Annotated in this window: 27 protein-coding genes and 1 riboswitch; of the genes, 8 read left to right on the forward strand and 19 right to left on the reverse strand. The window is 63.5% G+C overall.

Going from position 1 to position 17,905, the window contains the following annotated elements:
• Positions 1 to 215: 215 nt before the first annotated feature.
• Positions 216 to 389 carry a hypothetical protein gene (locus FJ974_RS22560; RefSeq protein WP_181177169.1) on the forward strand — a complete coding sequence of 58 codons (174 nt, stop codon included), beginning with the start codon at positions 216 to 218 and terminating at the stop codon, positions 387 to 389.
• Between the two features lie 212 nt (positions 390 to 601).
• Complete coding sequence (locus FJ974_RS22565; RefSeq protein ID WP_140534041.1) at positions 602 to 928, forward strand: DUF982 domain-containing protein; 327 nt, start codon at positions 602 to 604, stop codon at positions 926 to 928.
• Between the two features lie 33 nt (positions 929 to 961).
• Here the strand turns inward: FJ974_RS22565 and FJ974_RS22570 are convergent, their stop codons facing one another.
• The 3 genes from FJ974_RS22570 to FJ974_RS22580 form a co-directional block, all read right to left on the reverse strand.
• On the reverse strand, positions 962 to 1,750 hold the full coding sequence (locus FJ974_RS22570; RefSeq protein ID WP_140534043.1) for a GGDEF domain-containing protein: 789 nt from the start codon (positions 1,748 to 1,750) through the stop codon (positions 962 to 964).
• 153 nt (positions 1,751 to 1,903) lie between these two features.
• On the reverse strand, positions 1,904 to 2,701 hold the full coding sequence (locus tag FJ974_RS22575; RefSeq protein ID WP_140534044.1) for a GGDEF domain-containing protein: 798 nt from the start codon (positions 2,699 to 2,701) through the stop codon (positions 1,904 to 1,906).
• 212 nt (positions 2,702 to 2,913) lie between these two features.
• A complete protein-coding gene (locus FJ974_RS22580) occupies positions 2,914 to 3,426 on the reverse strand; it encodes a DinB family protein (protein WP_140534046.1) in 513 nt (170 codons plus the stop codon).
• A gap of 117 nt (positions 3,427 to 3,543) precedes the next feature.
• Here FJ974_RS22580 and FJ974_RS22585 point away from each other — a divergent pair, with 117 nt between their 5' ends.
• Together FJ974_RS22585 and FJ974_RS22590 are read left to right on the forward strand one after the other, a co-directional pair.
• Positions 3,544 to 4,236, forward strand: a complete 693-nt coding sequence (locus FJ974_RS22585) for a glutathione S-transferase family protein (protein ID WP_140534047.1) — start codon at positions 3,544 to 3,546, stop codon at positions 4,234 to 4,236.
• A gap of 38 nt (positions 4,237 to 4,274) precedes the next feature.
• Positions 4,275 to 4,571: a DUF1905 domain-containing protein gene (locus FJ974_RS22590; RefSeq protein WP_140534049.1), complete on the forward strand. Its 297-nt coding sequence runs from the start codon at positions 4,275 to 4,277 to the stop codon at positions 4,569 to 4,571.
• Positions 4,572 to 4,576: 5 nt separating this feature from the next.
• Here FJ974_RS22590 and FJ974_RS22595 read toward each other — a convergent pair whose 3' ends face one another.
• Positions 4,577 to 4,783 carry a hypothetical protein gene (locus tag FJ974_RS22595; RefSeq protein WP_140534050.1) on the reverse strand — a complete coding sequence of 69 codons (207 nt, stop codon included), beginning with the start codon at positions 4,781 to 4,783 and terminating at the stop codon, positions 4,577 to 4,579.
• A 179-nt stretch (positions 4,784 to 4,962) separates the two neighbouring features.
• On the opposite strand from FJ974_RS22595, the gene ndk reads away from it, so the two are divergent.
• Both ndk and FJ974_RS22605 read left to right on the forward strand, forming a co-directional pair.
• Positions 4,963 to 5,385, forward strand: coding sequence for a nucleoside-diphosphate kinase (ndk, locus tag FJ974_RS22600; protein WP_140534052.1), 423 nt, complete (start codon positions 4,963 to 4,965; stop codon positions 5,383 to 5,385).
• 165 nt (positions 5,386 to 5,550) lie between these two features.
• A complete protein-coding gene (locus FJ974_RS22605) occupies positions 5,551 to 5,760 on the forward strand; it encodes a hypothetical protein (protein ID WP_140534054.1) in 210 nt (69 codons plus the stop codon).
• 29 nt (positions 5,761 to 5,789) lie between these two features.
• Here the strand turns inward: FJ974_RS22605 and FJ974_RS22610 are convergent, their stop codons facing one another.
• From FJ974_RS22610 to FJ974_RS22655, 10 genes are all read right to left on the reverse strand, one after another.
• Complete coding sequence (locus FJ974_RS22610) at positions 5,790 to 6,128, reverse strand: DUF190 domain-containing protein (RefSeq protein WP_140534055.1); 339 nt, start codon at positions 6,126 to 6,128, stop codon at positions 5,790 to 5,792.
• A 16-nt stretch (positions 6,129 to 6,144) separates the two neighbouring features.
• A complete protein-coding gene (gene crcB / locus FJ974_RS22615; RefSeq protein ID WP_140534057.1) occupies positions 6,145 to 6,570 on the reverse strand; it encodes a fluoride efflux transporter CrcB in 426 nt (141 codons plus the stop codon).
• A gap of 4 nt (positions 6,571 to 6,574) precedes the next feature.
• Positions 6,575 to 6,967 (reverse strand): fluoride efflux transporter CrcB, encoded by a 393-nt coding sequence (crcB, locus tag FJ974_RS22620; protein WP_140534059.1) that lies wholly within the window; start codon positions 6,965 to 6,967, stop codon positions 6,575 to 6,577.
• Between the two features lie 98 nt (positions 6,968 to 7,065).
• Positions 7,066 to 7,129: riboswitch (Fluoride riboswitch) on the reverse strand.
• Positions 7,130 to 7,254: 125 nt separating this feature from the next.
• A complete protein-coding gene (locus FJ974_RS22625) occupies positions 7,255 to 7,521 on the reverse strand; it encodes a hypothetical protein (protein WP_140534060.1) in 267 nt (88 codons plus the stop codon).
• 261 nt (positions 7,522 to 7,782) lie between these two features.
• Positions 7,783 to 8,550, reverse strand: coding sequence for a YbaY family lipoprotein (locus tag FJ974_RS22630; protein ID WP_140534062.1), 768 nt, complete (start codon positions 8,548 to 8,550; stop codon positions 7,783 to 7,785).
• A 75-nt stretch (positions 8,551 to 8,625) separates the two neighbouring features.
• Positions 8,626 to 9,105, reverse strand: a complete 480-nt coding sequence (locus FJ974_RS22635) for a molybdenum cofactor biosynthesis protein MoaE (protein ID WP_140534232.1) — start codon at positions 9,103 to 9,105, stop codon at positions 8,626 to 8,628.
• 1 nt (position 9,106) lies between these two features.
• Entirely contained in the window at positions 9,107 to 9,364 is a 258-nt protein-coding gene (moaD, locus tag FJ974_RS22640) for a molybdopterin converting factor subunit 1 (protein ID WP_140534064.1), read from the reverse strand.
• Position 9,365: 1 nt separating this feature from the next.
• Positions 9,366 to 9,962, reverse strand: coding sequence for a CDP-diacylglycerol--glycerol-3-phosphate 3-phosphatidyltransferase (gene pgsA, locus FJ974_RS22645; RefSeq protein WP_140534066.1), 597 nt, complete (start codon positions 9,960 to 9,962; stop codon positions 9,366 to 9,368).
• A gap of 152 nt (positions 9,963 to 10,114) precedes the next feature.
• Positions 10,115 to 12,214: an excinuclease ABC subunit UvrC gene (gene uvrC / locus FJ974_RS22650; protein WP_140534068.1), complete on the reverse strand. Its 2,100-nt coding sequence runs from the start codon at positions 12,212 to 12,214 to the stop codon at positions 10,115 to 10,117.
• Positions 12,211 to 12,975 carry an SDR family oxidoreductase gene (locus FJ974_RS22655; RefSeq protein ID WP_140534070.1) on the reverse strand — a complete coding sequence of 255 codons (765 nt, stop codon included), beginning with the start codon at positions 12,973 to 12,975 and terminating at the stop codon, positions 12,211 to 12,213. The genes uvrC and FJ974_RS22655 overlap by 4 nt, the downstream gene beginning before the upstream one ends.
• Before the next feature lie 410 nt (positions 12,976 to 13,385).
• On the opposite strand from FJ974_RS22655, the gene FJ974_RS22660 reads away from it, so the two are divergent.
• Complete coding sequence (locus tag FJ974_RS22660; protein WP_140534072.1) at positions 13,386 to 14,042, forward strand: outer membrane protein; 657 nt, start codon at positions 13,386 to 13,388, stop codon at positions 14,040 to 14,042.
• A 70-nt stretch (positions 14,043 to 14,112) separates the two neighbouring features.
• Here FJ974_RS22660 and FJ974_RS22665 read toward each other — a convergent pair whose 3' ends face one another.
• The 5 genes from FJ974_RS22665 to FJ974_RS22685 form a co-directional block, all read right to left on the reverse strand.
• Entirely contained in the window at positions 14,113 to 14,508 is a 396-nt protein-coding gene (locus tag FJ974_RS22665) for a GFA family protein (protein ID WP_226891349.1), read from the reverse strand.
• A 105-nt stretch (positions 14,509 to 14,613) separates the two neighbouring features.
• Positions 14,614 to 14,994: a TfoX/Sxy family protein gene (locus tag FJ974_RS22670; RefSeq protein WP_140534076.1), complete on the reverse strand. Its 381-nt coding sequence runs from the start codon at positions 14,992 to 14,994 to the stop codon at positions 14,614 to 14,616.
• Positions 14,995 to 15,216: 222 nt separating this feature from the next.
• Complete coding sequence (locus FJ974_RS22675) at positions 15,217 to 15,813, reverse strand: glutathione S-transferase (RefSeq protein ID WP_140534079.1); 597 nt, start codon at positions 15,811 to 15,813, stop codon at positions 15,217 to 15,219.
• Between the two features lie 276 nt (positions 15,814 to 16,089).
• Complete coding sequence (locus tag FJ974_RS22680; protein ID WP_140534081.1) at positions 16,090 to 16,443, reverse strand: hypothetical protein; 354 nt, start codon at positions 16,441 to 16,443, stop codon at positions 16,090 to 16,092.
• A gap of 103 nt (positions 16,444 to 16,546) precedes the next feature.
• Positions 16,547 to 16,855: a hypothetical protein gene (locus FJ974_RS22685; protein ID WP_140534083.1), complete on the reverse strand. Its 309-nt coding sequence runs from the start codon at positions 16,853 to 16,855 to the stop codon at positions 16,547 to 16,549.
• Positions 16,856 to 17,130: 275 nt separating this feature from the next.
• On the opposite strand from FJ974_RS22685, the gene FJ974_RS22695 reads away from it, so the two are divergent.
• Complete coding sequence (locus FJ974_RS22695; protein WP_140534084.1) at positions 17,131 to 17,721, forward strand: TetR/AcrR family transcriptional regulator; 591 nt, start codon at positions 17,131 to 17,133, stop codon at positions 17,719 to 17,721.
• Positions 17,722 to 17,905 lie beyond the last annotated feature (184 nt).

Genomic DNA, 17,905 nt, shown 5'->3' on the forward strand with positions numbered 1-17,905 from the left:
GAAGCTTAGGACGCTTCATTCGCTGGCACTTCAGGTTTCCTGCAATTGCGAATTCTTCCCGATGGAACTTTCCTGCGGCCCAGGGCTTTCCCCACCAGACCATTTTCGTAAGCAAACCCTAATACGAGGAGGACATTGGTCTGCAGGTCCGACGACTGATGGGAGGTCGGGCTGCTGCTCAAGCACGGCGGCCCGGTCCGCTCAGGGAGGCAGAAATGCGTTTCACACTCATGAGCCGTCGGCAAAGGCTGGGTGAGTTGGCCGGACGGATTTTCGTCAACGTGCTGGCGGTGGTCATTGCCGGCGTCGCCATCCTGTTTCTTCTGCTCTCCGCCCATTATCAGGGCTCGCCCTCCGCCGCCGAGACGACGATCACTGCGGTGCAGTAGTGCGTTGGACGCTGCGTTTCGATCAATCGAAAAACTGTCCACGGCAAGCTTTCCCCAACACGCTTTTGGCGTTGCAGGTTGGCGACCGGCATGGCCGACTTGGCACCCGTGGCTCCGGGAAAAGTTGATGCCCGTGGGAACCTCGCGTCACAAGCCGCGTTGTCTGGCGTTCCAGCATCGGAACCCCGCCCCATCAATCCGAGAGGCCATAGATGTACGACAGGATGTTCTTCACCCCGGTCGCGATCAGTGTCGGCGCCGGCCACAAGCGCATGATTGCATCGTTGTTCGACATGCATGACCTGCTGACCGATTTCCCGCCGTCGCGCCGGCGGTTGAGCTACGGTGCCGCGGTGAAGGCCTGCGAGGCTGCGCGCGCCGGCGAAATCTCGCCGGAAGCGGCGCGTGATGCGCTGATCACCTTCGCAGTGACTGCCGGCATGCTGTGGCCCGTGGACCAACCTGTCGTCTCGGTCAAGCCCGTCGCAAGGAAGTCCGACAAAGTGCCCGCCGGAGAAGAATCTCCGCCCAACCCGTAGTCGTCGCTGATCCAGGCCTGCCGTAGGGAGCGGTCAGTGAACCGTACCGGCGTCGCCCGCATGAACGCCGCGCGGGCCGGTGCTTTCGAAGCTCACCTGGTCGCGGCCGTTCGACTTCGCCTTGTAAAGATGCCGGTCAGCGACCTGGAACATATCGGCATAGGTGGTCGGGCCATCGAAGGCGACACCGCCGATGCTGACGGAAAGCGGGCAAGGCCGCTCGCCGGGACAAAACTCCACCTCGCGAATGCGCCGCCTGATACCTTCGGCGACCAGCCAGGACTGCGAGGCGTCGGCGCCGGGAAGAAAGACCGCGAACTCCTCGCCGCCGATGCGCCCGACAATGTCGGCGCCGCGCAGCTGCGCCTTGATCGACCCGGCGATCAGCTTCAGCGCCTGGTCACCGCAATCATGGCCGAAACGGTCATTGATGGTCTTGAAATGGTCGGCGTCGACAATCAGCAGTGCCCCGGCGTGAACCACGGACTGACGGCGAGCCTGCTCGAGATAGGCTTCGACCAGCATCGAGAAGGCGCCGCGATTGAAGACCGCTGTCAGGCTGTCGGTCGCCGCGACGATGCTGAGCTCCTTCTGGGCGATCGCCAGCTGGCGCATCTTCCACATCAGGAAGAACAGGAACGATCCGCCAAGCACAAGCGGCAGGAACAGATCGGTAAGTTGCGCCCACAGCAGCGCGTCGGGCGACAGCGACGGGAAATTGAAGGAATCGACGAAGAAGGCGCAGGCAATGAAGAAGGCCGTGCCGGCGATGGTGACCACCGCGACCCTGCCCCGGCTCGTCGGGGACAAATCGATGCGCATGCCATTTGCTCCCGCTGCGATTGGGCTCCTACTGCGACCGGGCTCATTGTGAAGCGTGAGCGCAAACGAAGTGCTAAGACTGTGCCTGCAATTCGAATGTGGTTAACCGCCCCGAAAGGCTAAACCCCTCGGCGCTTATTCCGCTGAAACGTGTCAGACCCGGCGTCGGCTCGCAATATCTCGCAAGCTGGCCATCTCAAATTCAAACGAAACGCGGTTCCGTCCACGCTGTTTCGCTTCAAGAACGCACCGCCCAGCAGCGCGAAGAACATCTTCGGCATCCGCATTGCGAGCGATCTCCGCACCCCCGATGCTGACGGTCACCGTCAAGTCGTCTTGCTGCCCTTTGATCCAGGGAATCCCTTCGATGTGACGGCGGATGTTCTCCGCGACGATCATTGCCTGCTCCTTGCGCACACCTCGCAGCAAGACCCCAAACTCTTCCCCACCGAGGCGACCGATTGAGTCGCCAGGACGCGTCATATAGACAAGCGCCTTTGCGATCCGAACCAAAGCCTCGTCGCCTTTGGAGTGCCCGTGTTTGTCGTTGACTAAGGAGAAGTGATCCGGATCGATGAGAAGAAGCGTGTCCCATTCCCCCTCGTCGCGCTTTCTTTCCATCCTTGCGATGAACTCACCGCGACTAAGAAGCCCCGTCATCTGGTCGTGACTGGTTACGAAGGTAAGCCTGTCGTGTGCGTCCTTCAGGGCCGCATATGACTTCTCAAGCTTGTCGCATGTGTCCTGGATCGTTTCCGACTGGGCAAAGATATAGGCGCCGACAGGCATTCCGATCAGAATGGGAATGAAGGTGCACTCTACCCAGCTGAGCCAGTCGATCGGCATCTGCAAGGCCAGTCTCGCCGTAAACGACAGGCCGAAGGTGGCGACGATTGCGATTATCGTCACAGCTATCGATTTGCCCAAAATGCGCCGGCTACGGGAAGTCATATTGCTCTTTACGATATTGACGCTGAATGCGGCGTTACCAACTCAACTAACATTGCTCTGATTCTGAAGCGCGGGCACGACACAAACACTGCCCGCGGCATTTCAAGCGACGTGGCCTACAATTTCTGGGCGGTAGGCTGTCGATCCGCAGGCCCTGGTCTGGCACCAGCGCCACCACTGGGCGAAGTCGCCGTGCCTGACCATCACAAGTGTCAGGCGTAGGCGCGGCCTTCTTCCGAACGCTGGAACAGAACCAGGTCGAGCGGCACGGAGGGTCGGCCGAGCACGGTCAAGATCATGTGCGCCTGGCCGCGATGGTGGGTCTGATGGTTGAACATGTGGCTGAGCGCCGGCGCCAGCCGCTGCGAGACGGTGCGCATGTCGGACAGTGTCATATAGGAGAAACGACCGGCGAGCGCCTTGTCGCTCATGCCGCTCAGCCAATCGACGATCCTTCGGTCCTCGGCTTCGCGCGCCAGCCGGAGGCTGGGCAGGCCGCGATGCAGGATCGCATCGAGGCTCGACGGCGCGTCGCCCTCGCCGGTGAAGCGCTTCATCCAAATGCGGTCGGCGGCCAGCAGGTGGTTCAGCGTTCCCATCATCGAGCCGAAGAAGGCGCCGGCGTTCCTGCCGAATTCGCTTTCGTCGAGCGTGGCGGCGGCATCGTAGATGCGTCCATTGGCCCATTGATTATAGGCCGCAAACATCATGAAATGCTGTCTCATCTTTCCACCCGGCTCGCGTCGATTCCCGGCCTTACCTAGAGCAAAGGAGGTTCTGATGGAAACGGAATGGCTGCATCGCAACATCCTTTTGCGCCAACCGCAGGAACGGACCCGCCAATGACCATTCTGCTCTACGACCTCGTCGGCCACGATAGCCAGCGCCCGTTCAGCCCGCATTGCTGGAAGATAAAGATGGCGCTGGCCCACAAGGGGCTTGCCGCCACCAAGGTGCCGACACGCTTCCTGGAAGTGCCCAAGGTGGAAGGCGGCGTGTCGAAGACGGTGCCGGTGATCCGCGACGGCGAGCGCGTGGTGGCCGATTCCTTCGCCATCGCCCTCTATCTCGACGAAGCCTATCCGGAACGGCCGACGCTGTTTGGCGGCGAAGGCGGCAAGGCGATGGCGCGCTTCATCGAGCGCTGGTCGCAGTTCACCATCCACCCTTATGTCGCCACGGTGGCGCTCACCGATCTCAACGCCATGCAGGACGAGGCGAACGCCGCCTATTTCCGCGAGGACCGCGAGCAGCGCTACGGCAAGCGGCTGGAAGACGTGGTGGCGGGCCGCGACGCCGGGCTCGAAGGCTTCCGCGCCTCGCTGCAGCCGCTGCGCTCGATGCTTACCTATCAGCCCTTCATCGGCGGCGCCGCCCCGCTTTTTGCCGATTACATCGTCTTCGGCGCGCTGCAATGGGCGCGCGTCGCCTCGCCTTACCGGCTGCTCGACGACGGCGACAGCGTCGCCCAGTGGTTCGAGCGCTGCCTCGACCTGCATGGCGGGATCGCAAGGGAAGTTTCAGCGGCCGCCTGACGGCAACCGATCATCCCAGGCTGCAAGCGGTGGATCGTATGCTGCGATACGAGATGCAGGATGAGATCTGGGTCTATCCGGGCAAGGGCGGCTGGCATTTTGTGACGCTGCCGGCCGAGTTCTCGGCGCGCATCAAGGCGGCGATGGCCGGAATGGCACGGCCCTGGGGCTCGCTTGGCGTGACGGTCGTCATCGGCCGGACCAGATGGCGGACCTCGCTGTTTCCCGACAAGGCATCCAGCAGCCTGTTTTTGCCGATCAAGGCCTCGGTGCGGCAGCGTGAGGGCCTGAAAGTAGGCGACGTGCCGACGCTGACCATCGAGATCGAGTTGTAGGACACCTATTTCGGTCTGTTCTTGTCCACCAACCTGACGCAAATCGGGTCGCCCTGCTCCATGCGCGCGCATTGCCATTCCGGCCCGAAGCCGAAATTCTGCTCCAGCTTGGGCACGAATAGCAGGGCCAGAATGACGGCGCCCAGAAGGACGGCAACGAAGACGATGCCATGGATGTCGCCGCGCCTGAGATTGAGATGAGGCCAGTTCATCGCCTCCGGCTCCGCTGCCGCAGCGCTCCGGGACTTCGCGCCTCGGGCCTGTGTGCAGCCGTCTAATTATCCCGCAAACATCGGGCTTTGGCCAGACGCCGCCTCCCCTTGGCAAGGCGGCAGACGGCTTGTATAGAGCCCGCCACTCCAATTTCCATTCCGACAACAAGGACGACCCAATGGCGATCGAACGCACCTTCTCCATGATCAAGCCGGACGCGACCAGGCGCAACCTTACGGGCGCCATCACCAAGATGCTGGAAGACGCCGGCCTGCGCATCATCGCATCACGCCGCGTGTGGATGAGCCGCCGCGAGGCGGAAGGCTTCTATGCCGTGCACAAGGAGCGTCCGTTCTTCGGCGAGCTGGTGGAGTCGATGTCGTCGGGTCCGACTATCGTGCAGGTGCTGGAAGGCGAGAACGCCATCGCCAGGAACCGCGAGGTGATGGGCGCCACCAATCCTGCCAATGCAGCCGAAGGCACGATCCGCAAGGTGCATGCGCTGTCGATCGGCGAGAATTCCGTGCACGGCTCGGATGCAGCCGAGACCGCCGCGCAGGAAATCAAATACTGGTTCTCCGACACCGAAATCGTCGGCTGAGCCTACAAAAGTTTCGCTCACGACATGAAGGCGGCCTGGTTGCGCCGGAGCCGCCTTTTTTAACCTGGGTGAATGCCAAGCCAGCCGAAGCACCTATGGTTGTGCTCCCGGCGACAGATGGCCCGCAAGCGTCTGTCGCGCTTCCGCCCAACCAGGGAGGACGCGATGATCAGTCCCCGTGTTTCCAAGAGCGGCATTGCCTATCCGGGCGATCTCGTCCTTTTGAAACGCATCTACGATGAGATCTGCGAAGAGCGCGGCATTGTCGAAGGCAGCCCCGAAGCGTCGGAGCTGGCGATAGAAGCCATGAAGGTTTTCGGCGCCGGCATTTTCGACGAGCACACGATCAGGCAACGCCTGCGCCTTTGGCGATAGGCGAATAGAGGAACCAGGGCGGCTCGGACCTATTCCCCATCGCCGTATCGGATCACCTCGACCTTTTCCCTGGTAATCAGGCAGCTCTTCGTCAGCGCCTTGATTTCAGGGATCAGCGCGTCGATCTTTTCCGGCGCGTCGACGATCTCGACGACGATCGGCAGGTCCTGCGAAAGGCGCAGGATCTTGGCGGTGTGGAGCACGCTCGAACGGCCGAAACCGAGCGGCCCTCTGAGCACGGTGGCGCCGGCCATACCGGTCTCGCGCGCCTTGATGACGATTGCCTCATGCAGCGGCTTGCCATCGGCTGCCCTGTCGTCCTCGCCGAAGAAGATCCGCAGCAGCACGCATTGCGTGGGAAGTTCCATGTGTCTTCCTCCCTGATTATCTGTTGGTCGGCAAGCTGTTGATCCTCGCCGCCAGGACGTAGCCCAGCCAGGCTGCCGCCAGCGACAGCGCGACCACGCTGACAAGATAGGTTGCCGCCAGCCCGACGTCGCCCTCGAACAGCAGGATGAAGGTGTCGAGGCTCATGGCCGAAAAGGTGGTGAGACCGCCGCAGAAGCCGCCGGTGACGAACTGGCGGCCGGCCGGGCCGACCATCAGGCGGCCGTCGGGCCGGGTCAGCGTGGCAACGGCCATGATGGCGAAGGAGCCGACGATGTTGACGAAGGCGGTTGCAAGAAGCGCGCTCAAGCCCAGCAGCGAGACGATGAAATAGCCGGACAGGAAGCGGGCCAGCGAGCCGATCGCCGCGCCGCAGCCGACCGCCAGATAGAGCCGCAAGGCCTGTCCGTCATGGGCTGCCATGATCTCACCCCCCCACCCGGACAACGGCCCAGAAGCCGAGCGCAACGGCAAGCATGCAGAGCGCCGATGATGCGACGATGTTGAAGGCGGCCAGCCGCCGCTCGCCGTCGAGCGCGAGGTTCAGCGTCTGCAGGCAGAAGGAGGAGACCGTGGTGTAGCCACCGAACAGGCCGACGACGATCAGGTCGCGGACCGGATCGCTGGCAAGGATGCCGCCATGCGCACGCGCGGCGCCGGCGAAGGCGCCGATCACCAAGGCGCCGGAGACGTTGACCACCAGCGTGCCCCACGGAAAGGTTTCGCCGACGCTGCGGCCGACGAGGCCGGACAGGAAAAAGCGGGAAATGCCGCCGAAGAACCCGCCAATCAGGACCAGGGCGCAAGCCGCAAAGGTCATCGCTTCATTGCCTTTCCACAAGCGATCCCGTGCGGGAATCGCGTCGACAAAGCAGGCATGATCCGTGCGGAGAAAAATAGCCCCTGCCGCGCCGGAGACGCCTTGCAGGAGTCATTAGCCCGTCATGGGCGGTTTCGGGGGAACCCCATCCCCATCTTTTCGCGGACGAAACTAGGAGCTTGCGGCGATCCGGTCAATCGGGCGCAGCTCAAGGGGTCGGCGGCGGGTCGCAAGGTCGGCACGCCGCATATCGAGAAAGGCCCGCCGCCCCTCGCGGCGGGTCGAAGTCACTTCGCCTGGCGCTCTTTCACATTCGCATGATCGTTCGCCGCCGCCGTGTCGGTGGCCGGCGTCTTTGTCTCCTCGCCGGTGAACGGACTGCCCTGTCCAGGCGCGAGGTCGCCGCTATGACCGGCCTTGTTGGTCTGGAAGGGCTGGCTGTCAGGGCTGAGGCCATGCTGCATAGCATTGAACAGATGATCGTCCGCCCTGGCAAAGCCTGCGAACGCAATCAGCGATACGCCTGTGGCGAGGATGAGCGCGTGCTTTTTCATCTCTGGACTCCTTTGAGTTGCCAGATCGAGCCGCATTCGGTCTGGCGGTTTCGGTGAAGGGATACCCTCGAGCTATCCCGTTGCCTTACCCGCCGTTCTGAAAAGGAAACGCATCGCACGACCGGATTATTCCCGACAATCGTGCATTCAGCGGATCAGCGGCGTGCCCCAGAGATCGCCGGGCAGCGTCTTCAATTCCTGAAAGCGCTTCGACCTGACGCCGGCACCGCCGCCACCGCAGGCCTGATCCTTCCAGACTATTCAACTGGCGGCGTTGAAACGCAGGATGTCGCGCCCGTCCTTGTCGGCGATGGTGAGCTTGCCGGCGTCGATCTTGTAGGACGCCGCCTTGGTCAGCGCGTCGAACAGCGCCTTCTCCTCAGCCATCACCCCGGGTGCGCAGGCCATGCGGGTCGAACCGATATCGCTGATGGCGACCATCGAACCGTCGACCTTGGCGGTGGCGAAATAAGTGTTGCAGGGACCCTTGCCGCCGGCCTTGCCGGCCTCGCTGATGCGGAAGGTCGCCTGCGGCTCGGCGATGACGCCGATGCCGTCGATATATTCGATCAGCCAGCTCTGATTGTAGAGCGATGCGGCCTCCGGTTCGGTCGCCGGCGCCGCCATTTTCATGACGATGCTCTGCGGCTTGCCGACGAGCGGATCGACCTCATGCCTGGCGTCGGTGATGAACAGCAGCCTGCCGTCGACGGTGATGCGGGCCTGCAGCGCATAGGTCCTGGCCGGCCGGATCGCCTTCGGATCGAAGCCGATCTCGAAGCGGATCGGGACCTGGCCGGCCGCCATGAGCTTGCGCTGGCCGATCACCATTGCCGGCGCATCGGACTGCGACACGTCGGCGAGCTCGACCGAGAGCACCGCATGCGGCGGCAGCGCGATACGCTCGCGATAGGTCACCTCGCCGGCAATCGTCTGTTCGGCGGCACCGGAAAGTTCCGGCACGGCGAGCACGCCGACCACCAGCGGCACCAGCCCGAAGATGAAGAATTCGGCGATCCTGTCCAGCATGACCCTGCTCCGCCAAGCAAATCAAACCGATTGCAAGGTCTGGAAGGATTGCGGTCGTTCAATGGCAAACCGGATTTATTTGCCCGGTGTCTTCCAGCGGTCGGCCGCCTGGTCGTCGGCTTCCTTGGCCTCGACCCAGCCGCCTTCGGAACCGTCGGCGCGGTGCTCCTTCTTCCAGAAGGGCGCGCGTGATTTCAAATAATCCATCAGGAAATTCGCCGCCTCGAAGGCCGCCTGCCGGTGCGCCGAGGCCGCCACAACCAGCACGATGTTGTCGCCCGGGGCTATTTTTCCGTGGCGGTGGATGACGGTCAGCCCCTGCAGCGGCCAGCGGGCAACCGCCTCGGCGGCGATGCGGCCGATCTCGGCCTCGGCCATGCCGGGATAGTGCTCGAGCTCGAGCGCCGCAAGCTTGCCCTGCTCGTCGCGGCAAAGGCCTGAGAAGGTGACCACGGCCCCGATGTCGGCGCGGCCTTTGGTCAGGCCGTCGATCTCGGCGGCGACGTCGAAATCCTCGCGCTGGATGCGGATGGCAGGCACCACGGCACCGGGCATGTCAGCCACCGGTCATCGGCGGGAACAGCGCGATCTCGCGCGCGCCGGCTATTCTTTCGCGATGGCCGACATGTTCCTGGTTGATGGCGACCCGAATGACGTCCGGATATTGCAGCGCGTTTTCATACTCCTCACCGCGCGACTTCAGCCAGCGCAGCAAGTCGGCCACGGTCTCGATGCCGGCGGGCAGCTCGACATCCTCCTCCGGCTTGCCGATCCGCTCACGCACCCAGGCGAAATAGATGAGCTTGGTCGACATCTCACTCGTCCATGATGTGCTTGAGGCCGGCACGGAAATAATCGTAGCCGGTGTAAAGGGTGACCAGCGCCGCGACCCACAACAGCACCAGGCCGGTCTGCGTAGTCAGCGGGAAGATCTTGTCGCCGGCGGGACCGGCGAGCAGGAAAGCGATGGCGATCATCTGGATGGTGGTCTTCCACTTGGCGAGCTGGGTGACCGGCACCGAAACCTTCAAGGCCGCCAGATATTCGCGCAGGCCCGAAACCAGGATCTCGCGGCACAGAATGATGATGGCCGCCCACAGCGACCAGCCAGCGATACCGGCATGGCGGTCGGTGTCGGCGGCAAGCAAGAGCAGGCAAGTGGCGACCAGCAGCTTGTCGGCGATCGGGTCGAGCATCTTGCCGATGTTGGAGGTCTGCTGCCAGGCGCGCGCCAGATAGCCGTCGAAATAATCGGTGATGGAGGCGAGCAGAAAAATGATCAGCGCCGACCAGCGGGCGAAGTCGGAAGACTTCAGATGGCCTTCGAGGAAGAAGCACAGCACCACCAGCGGCACCGCGACAATGCGGGCGTAGGTGAGGATGTTCGGCAGGTTGAACGCGCGCTGGACCATTCGTCTCGGGAACTCTCTTAGCTGCGTACTCAAATCAGAAGCCAATGTGGGGGGTCAACAGGCGAGATTCGATTGGCCAGCGAAATCGCTTGAGAGGGATGCCTCGCGCCGGCATCTCGCAGCGATGCTACACCACCCTTCACGTGCCCCGGTCAACTCTCGTGAAAGTGATTGTAGACGAGCTTCGCCACGTGCTCGGAAATGCCGTCGACCTTGACCAGGTCCTCGACCGCGGCGCGGCTGACCGCCTTGGCGGTGCCGAATGCGAGCAGCAGCGCGCGCTTGCGGCCCGGCCCTATGCCGGCGATCTCGTCGAGCGGGCTCTTGACCATCTCCTTCTTGCGCCGCGCCCGGTGCGAGCCGATGGCGAAGCGGTGCACCTCGTCGCGCAGGCGCTGGACGAAATAAAGCACGGGATCGCGCACCGGCAGGGTGAAGGAGTCCCTGCCCTTGACGAAGAAGCGCTCGCGCCCGGCGTCGCGGTCCTGGCCCTTGGCGATGCCAATCGCCACGACGCGGTCCTCGATGCCGAGATCGGCGAGGATCTGGCGCACCGCCGTCATCTGGCCCTGGCCGCCGTCGATCAGGATGACGTCGGGCCAGGCCGGGAAGCTGCCGTTTCCCCCGATCAGGTCCTCGGACGCGTGGTCTTCGGCTTCCGCGCCCGCCCCGCCCGAAGGTTGGGCGTCACCATGCTCGCGCAGCAGGCGCGAAAAACGCCGCTCCATCACCTCGCGCATCATGCCGAAATCGTCGCCAGGCGTGATCTCGGTCGAGCGGATGTTGAATTTCCGGTACTGGTTCTTCACGAAGCCTTCCGGCCCGGCGACGACCATTGCGCCGACCGCATTGGTGCCCATGATGTGCGAGTTGTCGTAGACCTCGATGCGCACCGGCGGCTTTGCCAGGCCGAAGGTCTCGGCGAAACCTTGCAGCAGCCGCGCCTGCGTCGAGGTTTCGGCGAGCCGGCGGCCGAGCGCCTCGCGCGCATTCTGCAGCGCATTGTCGGTCAAATCCTTCTTCTCGCCACGCTGCGGCACCGAGATCGCTATCCTGCGCCCGGCGCGGGTGGAGAGCGCCTCGGCGAGCAGCTCCTGTTCCTGCACGGCTTGGGAAAGGAGGAGTGTCCGCGCGGGCAGCTTGTCGTCGTAGAACTGCGCCAGGAATGAGCCCAGCACTTCCGCTCCCTCCAGCGCCGGGTCGGCCTTGGGGAAATAGGCGCGGTTGCCCCAGTTCTGGCCGGTGCGGAAGAAGAACACCTGGATGCAGACCTGGCCGCCTTCCTGATGGATGGCGAAGACGTCGGCCTCCTCCACCGTCTGCGGATTGATGCCCTGATGCGCCTGGACATGAGAGAGCGCCGCCAGGCGATCGCGATAAATGGCGGCGCGTTCGAAGTCGAGCTCTGCCGAGGCTTGCTGCATGGCGGCAGAAATCTCGGTCTTCACTTTCTGGCTGCGGCCGGAGAGAAACTCCTTCGCCTCGGCGACGAGCTCGGCATAGTCCTGATGCGAGATCTCGCCGGTGCAAGGGCCGGCGCAACGCTTGATCTGGTAAAGCAGGCAGGGCCGGGTGCGGTTCTCGTAGAAGGAGTCCGTGCAGCTCCGCAGCAGGAAGGCGCGCTGCAGGGAATTGATGGTGCGCCCCACCGCGCCGGCCGAGGCGAAGGGCCCGAAATAGTCGCCCTTGCGCGAGCGCGCGCCGCGATGCTTGTAGATGCCGGGCGAGACGTGGTCGCCGGTCAAGAGGATATAAGGGAACGACTTGTCGTCCCGCATCAGCACGTTGAAACGGGGTCGCAGCCGCTTGATGAGGTTGGCCTCGAGCAGCAGCGCCTCGATTTCGGTGCGGGTGACGACGAACTCCATCGTCGCCGTCTCGCGCACCATGCGGCCGATGCGGGCGGTGTGGAAGCGCCCTTGCGCATAATTGGTGACGCGCTTCTTCAGGCTGCGCGCCTTGCCGACATAGAGCACGTCGCCGGCGGCGTTCATCATCCGGTAGACGCCGGGCTGATTGGGCAGCCGCTTGACCAAGGTCTGGATCACCTCGGCGCCGACCATGCCGTCGGCGTCGCCGGCATGCGGCGTCCAGTCGATCGCGGTGAAGGCGACATCGGGGCCGACCGGGACGGCTTCGGGCTCGACGATCTCCTCGGCCGCCTCGTCCTCAATGTCGACATCGGGGTCGATATCGGGCGGCAGGTCGTCGGCGGCGCCGTTGCGTCGGTTTTTTTGGGCTGCGGGACTCATTCCACCATGCCTGTCACATCGGGCGTCTGCCATGCAAGATGCTGGCCGCCGTCGAGCGCGATCATCTGGCCGGTGACGGAGCGCGCCTGCCAGAGATAGCGGATGGTAGCGCCGAATTCCGGCAATTGCGGGCCGCGCTTCAGGATCAGACCTTCGACCTGCTTGCCGAAGTCATCGTCGTCCTGGTGCTTGTTCTTCAGCGTCGGGCCGGGACCGATGGCGTTGACGCGAATGCGAGGTCCGAGCGCCTGCGCCAGCATCTGGGTCTGCGTCCACAGCGCCGACTTCGACAGCGCATAGGAAAAATAGCGCGGCGTCGGCCGCCAGACGCGCTGGTCGACGATGTTGACGATCAGCCCCTCCTCGCCTTCCGGCAAGGCGCGGGCGAAGTTCTGCGCCAGCAGCGCCGGCGCCTTGACGTGGATGGCGAAGTGGCGGTCCCAGGCCTGCCAGTCGAAATCCTCGACACGGTCGTCGACGAACAGCGAGGCGTTGTTGACAAGCAGCGTAACCGGCCCGAGCGCCGCCTCCGATCGGCCGACGAGATCGCCGACCGCGTCCATGTCGGTGAGGTCGGCAGCGACCACCGCGGCGCGGCCGCCCGCGTCCTTGATACGCCTGGCCAGTGCCTCGGCCTCGTCGGCCGAGCGGTTGGCGTGGATGGCGACAGCGAAGCCGTGCGCTGCCAAATCCTCGACGATCGCCTTGCCGATCCGTTTTGCCCCACCCGTCACCAGCGCCACGGCGGTGGCCTTCTTCATCTGTCAATCCCTTAATCGGCGCCACGATTCCGGCAGCCGGCACAATATGGCGGGCTGAGCGGTTAAAAGCCATTTCCACCTGGGGCAGGAATGTGGCGAAGCGGCCCATGGCCTAATTATCCGGCCCGGATTCGGGCGCGGCATAGCGTAATATATGGCGCCGAACCCCTTGAACCAAGCCATGTGCAGCGCAACATGATTAGCCTGCTGACATTCGCTGTTGCGAAGATGCAACGTCAAGGTTCGGCCTTATTCGTGCCGGGGAATGACCCAAGTTCAGGTTCGCTTCAGCCGCATTTCAGCACGACATTTGGAACCGTTAGACGTCAGGCCCGTTTATCCCCCCGGACGGGCCGGGGCGTTTCTGAACGTAAAAGCCTAGTGTCTTGTGGCTTAAGGAGTAGACAACAATGCAAGCCAATCTCAAGTTTGCGCGGCCGCTGGCGGTTGCGTTCGGGCTCTTCGCCCTCGGCGGTACCGCCTATGCCGCGGACGTGGTCCAGGAAGAGCCGCCGGCCCCCGCCCCGGTCGCCGAACTCCCCGTCGCGTCCTGGGCCGGCCCCTACGTCGGTCTAAGCGCCGGTTACGGCTTCAGCGGCCATGCTAAGGCCAAAGATATCGGCGAGGACGCCAAGACTAAGGGCTTCGTCGGCGGCGTCTTCGGCGGCTATCAGTGGCAGCAGGACAACTTCGTCTACGGTGCTGAAGCCGATCTTGGCTACAACGGCACCAAGGGTTCAAGCGCCACCGTTACGGCCAAGTCGGGCCTCGAAGGCTCGCTGCGTGCGCGTCTCGGTTATGCCGTGACCCCGGAAATCCTGCTCTACGGTACCGGCGGTGTGGCCGCCAAGAACCAGAAGATCACCGACGATCTCACCGGCGCCAGCGAAAGCAGGGCGATGGTGGGTTGGACGGCCGGTGTCGGCTCCGACATCAAGATCACCGACAACGTGTTCGGCCGCGTCGAGTACCGCTATACCGACTACGGCAGCAAGAACTTCGCCGATGTCGGCAAGGTCAAGTCTTCCGACAACCGCGTCACTTTCGGCGTCGGTATGAAGTTCTAGTCGTCAAAGCCACGACACGGAAAAGCCGGGCCTCGCGCCCGGCTTTTTTTGTTGACCCTGGAAGAAGATGTCAGCCGCCGGACTGATCCGCCGGTTTTTGCTGAAAGCCGTCATGGGCCGGGATCGATGAAAGCCGGTCCAGCCATTTCACGCGTGAGCGCATGAGGACCTGCGCATCGGGCTGGTAGTCATCCGGATCGGTCATGGTGGCGACATGAACATGGATCTCGTGAGGCCATCTATCGGAGCGGAAATAGAGCCTCGTGCCGCAGGACGGGCAGAAACCGCGAAAGGTGTTCGGGCTGCTTTCATAGTGCCTGATGTCGCCGGTCCAGCTCAGATGCTCCGGCTTCATTCCCACGAATGCCGTGAGGGGGGAGGACGTCGCGCGCTGGCAGTCGGCGCAGTGACAGACCAGGCTGCGCGTGACATCGCCCGAATAGGTCCAGGTCACAGCCCCGCACATGCAATGTCCATGGAGCGCCATTGCTTCCTCCCCGACCGTGCATTTCTCAAAGCCAGATCAACAAATACTGACACGTCACGGTCCAGAAGGTGGTGAGCCAGCGACCTACACGCGCTTCTTTGCGACCTTGGCGGGTTTGACCTTCGGCGGCAGTGTTTCGACGAAGGCCAGGGCACGGTCGAGCCAGCCGGCGAGATCGGCTTCGCTCGCAGTGCCCTCCGGCGCGACATGGATATAGCCTTCCATCGAGCGCCCGCCCATTTCCATCGGGCTGGCATGGGGACGGGCTGCGGCTGCCGCATGTCCTTCCTTGCCGACACGCACCAGCAGGCCTCGCTTCGAGGTGCCGATCAGCATGTTGCCGTCGATCATGAAGCAGGTGCCCCCGAACATTTTCTGCTCGGTGAAGGCGCGCCGGCCAAGGGCGACGCGCAGGCGCTCGACCATGGGGTCGACGGCGCTGGTTTTGGTGACTGACTCCGCCATGCTCAGCCCTCCGCGATTTGCGGAGACAGGCAAGCATGGAAGCGGGTGGCTGTTCAAGCTGCTAATCTCCCCCCTCGAGGGGGAGATGTCGCCGAAGGCGACAGAGGGGGTCACCTCGCGTGGAGCGCCAACCTCCATCTGCACAAGCAAGCCGAGCCCAGTCGGACCGACCCCCTCTGGCCTGCCGGCCATCTCCCCCTCAAGGGGGGAGAATGGCAGCTCTCACCCTGGCACACATCCCTTCAGCTCCGGGAACTTCTCGTCGAAGCGCGCGGCCCAGCGGGTAAGACGGCCGCGGCCCTTCTCCCATTGGCCGCCAAAGCGCAGCGCGAGATAGCCAATGCAGGCGCGCAGCGCCATGTGGCCGGCGGTGATTTTCTTCGGCAGTTTTGGCGGGTTGGCGTTGAGGAGGTCGAGAGCGCCTGTGATCTTCGTCCACTGACGGTCGAGCCAGGGCTGGTAGACAAAAGCCTCGGGGCGCGTGCGCCGCTCGTAGACCATCGACAGGGCGCAGTCGCAGATGCCGTCGGCCAGCGCCTCCAGCACTTCGGCCTCGAGGCGCTTGTCGGGGTTGCGTGGAAACAGCGCGTTCTTCGACGCCCGGTTGAGGTGCTGGGTGATGGCGCGGCTGTCGTGGACCGAGCGGCCATCCTCCAGCACCAGCGCCGGGATCTTGCCCAGCGGATTGGCCGAGATCAGCTCGGCCGGCCTGTCTTCGGTCCTGACCGGCACGAGATCGACGGCAATGCCGGCATAGATGGCCGCCATGCGGACCTTCGAACTATAGGGCGACGTGGAGGCGTAGAGCAATTTCGGCATGATCGGGTCCCGGTTGCGGTCGCGCACTGTTGACCGATCGTGGTGTGCAGGGCAACGGCCAACAGGGCAAAAACCGGACGGCCAATCCTGACCGCAAAGCTGACCGTCGGAGCCGGACAGCAAAAAGCTCCCGGAAGTTTGCCGGACGGCAAGTCCCGGGAGCTTTGAGGGGGAGCGTCAGCTCCGGCTTCGCTCGCTGTCGCGCCGAACCGGCGAGAGGGGCGCCTCGACAGCGCCCGCCCTCACCTGTCGTCGTCCGCGAGCGAAGCTACGCGATTACTTCTTGGCGGCCGGCTTCTTTGCCGGCGCCGCCTTCTTCACGGCTGCCGTCGACTTGGCGGCGGCGGCCTTCATCGGCGCCTTTGCCGCGGCCTTCGCAGCAGGCTTGGCGGCCGGCTTCTTGGCGGCGGGCTTTGCCGCTGCCTTGGCGGCGGGCTTGGCGACCGCCTTCGCAACCGGCTTGGCAGCCGGCTTCTTGGCGGCAGGCTTTGCCGCTGCCTTGGCCGGAGCCTTGGCGGCCGCAGCCTTCGGTGCTGCCTTCTTCACTGCTGCAGGTTTGGCGGCAGCTTTCGGTGCCGCCTTCTTTGCCGGCGCTTTCGCCGCCGGCGCCTTGGTTGTTGTCTTTGCCATGCGATGCCCCTTGCGTTTTGCCGACAGTCGTGAGTGACCCGGCGTGCTCATGCATATCTGACTCGCGCTTGCCTAGCCAGCGAAGCAACACAATGATTTTCAGTTATTGAATTTTGGTTACGAGAAGCGCGCGAACAAGCGCATCGATGCAAAAATCGACTGCGAATCTTTGCGTTGTCGCAGCGAAATTCTGCGGCGCAGAATTCTTGATGCTCTCTATCGCCGGATCATCCATCGCGCGCCGGATGTCAAATGTGAGCACATCGTTCATAATCAGCAGAGGGCGCCCGCTCCGCTGCTTCATCTTGTCCAGGCGCAACATCCACAGATGAAAGCCAAGCAAAACCCAACGCCTGCGGCGGCAAAGCTTCTTTGCCGAAAGTGAGCTAACTACTCGTATTTTCAGCGCCATGCGTCAAGGGGCTCGCGCCTCATCTGGAGACGGCGCGACGGCTCGGCCCGATGCAGATGGACGGCGTAGCTATCCCAGGGCGGCGAGATCCCGGCCTGCGCCAGCATGCGGCCGACCTCGCCGCGATGATAGCTGCCGTGCAGGACGACTCCGGACGGAAAGCCCGGTTTGCTCTGGCCTGGAATTGCTCTGGCGAAAAATGTGAGTATGCTGTTTATATTTTCACCGGGGGCTTGGCCGCCATGTCTACTCGCATCGCGAAATCCGCTCCACGCATGCGCAAGCAGCCGCGCCAGGCGCGCTCGCTCGCCACCGTGGAAGCGATAATTGAAGCAGGTGCTCGCATTCTGAGCGAGCTCGGCTGGGCCGGCTTCACCACCAACAAGGTGGCCGAGGCCGCCGGCGTCAGCATCGGTTCGCTCTATCAATATTTTCCAGACAAGCTCGCTCTGGTCGAGGCTATCCGGCGCCGGCACTTCGATCATGTGCTGTCGGTCATCCGCGAAGCGGCGGCCGACGAGAAGCCGCTGCGGCAATTCGCGCGCGAGCTCGTGCGCGGCATGATCGCAGCGCACAGCATCCATCCGACGCTGCATCAGGTGCTGCTCGACGAAGCGCCCGGCGACCGTGGCACGCGCGCCGCGCACGCCTCATTCCAGGCCCGCTATCTCGAACAATACGCGGCGGCCGTGGCGCAGTATCGCAAACGCCGCAAGGACAATGAGACCGTGGCGCGGGTGCTGTCCTCGGCGGTCGAGGGCGTGATCCACAATGCGGCGCGCCGCAACATGCTCGCCGCGCCCGAATTGCAGAAGCAGCTCATCGAGCTGATCTCGGCCTATCTATCCGGCGCCAAGGTGGCGTGAGGCGTCCTGAATGCAGGGGATGTCGGAGATTGGCTGAAAGCCAACGGGATATCTGATCTCCCCTTGCGGAGGAAATGTCCGGCAGGACAGAAGGATCGCCAGCGTTCGGATGATTGCTGAAGGCGCACTATCGCCTCGGTTGAAGCCATGCCCAACTCGACAGGCCGGCGGGGACAGCGCCCCC

The sequence above is a fragment of the Mesorhizobium sp. B1-1-8 genome (assembly GCF_006442795.2).
In the GTDB taxonomy this organism is placed as follows: Bacteria; Pseudomonadota; Alphaproteobacteria; order Rhizobiales; family Rhizobiaceae; genus Mesorhizobium.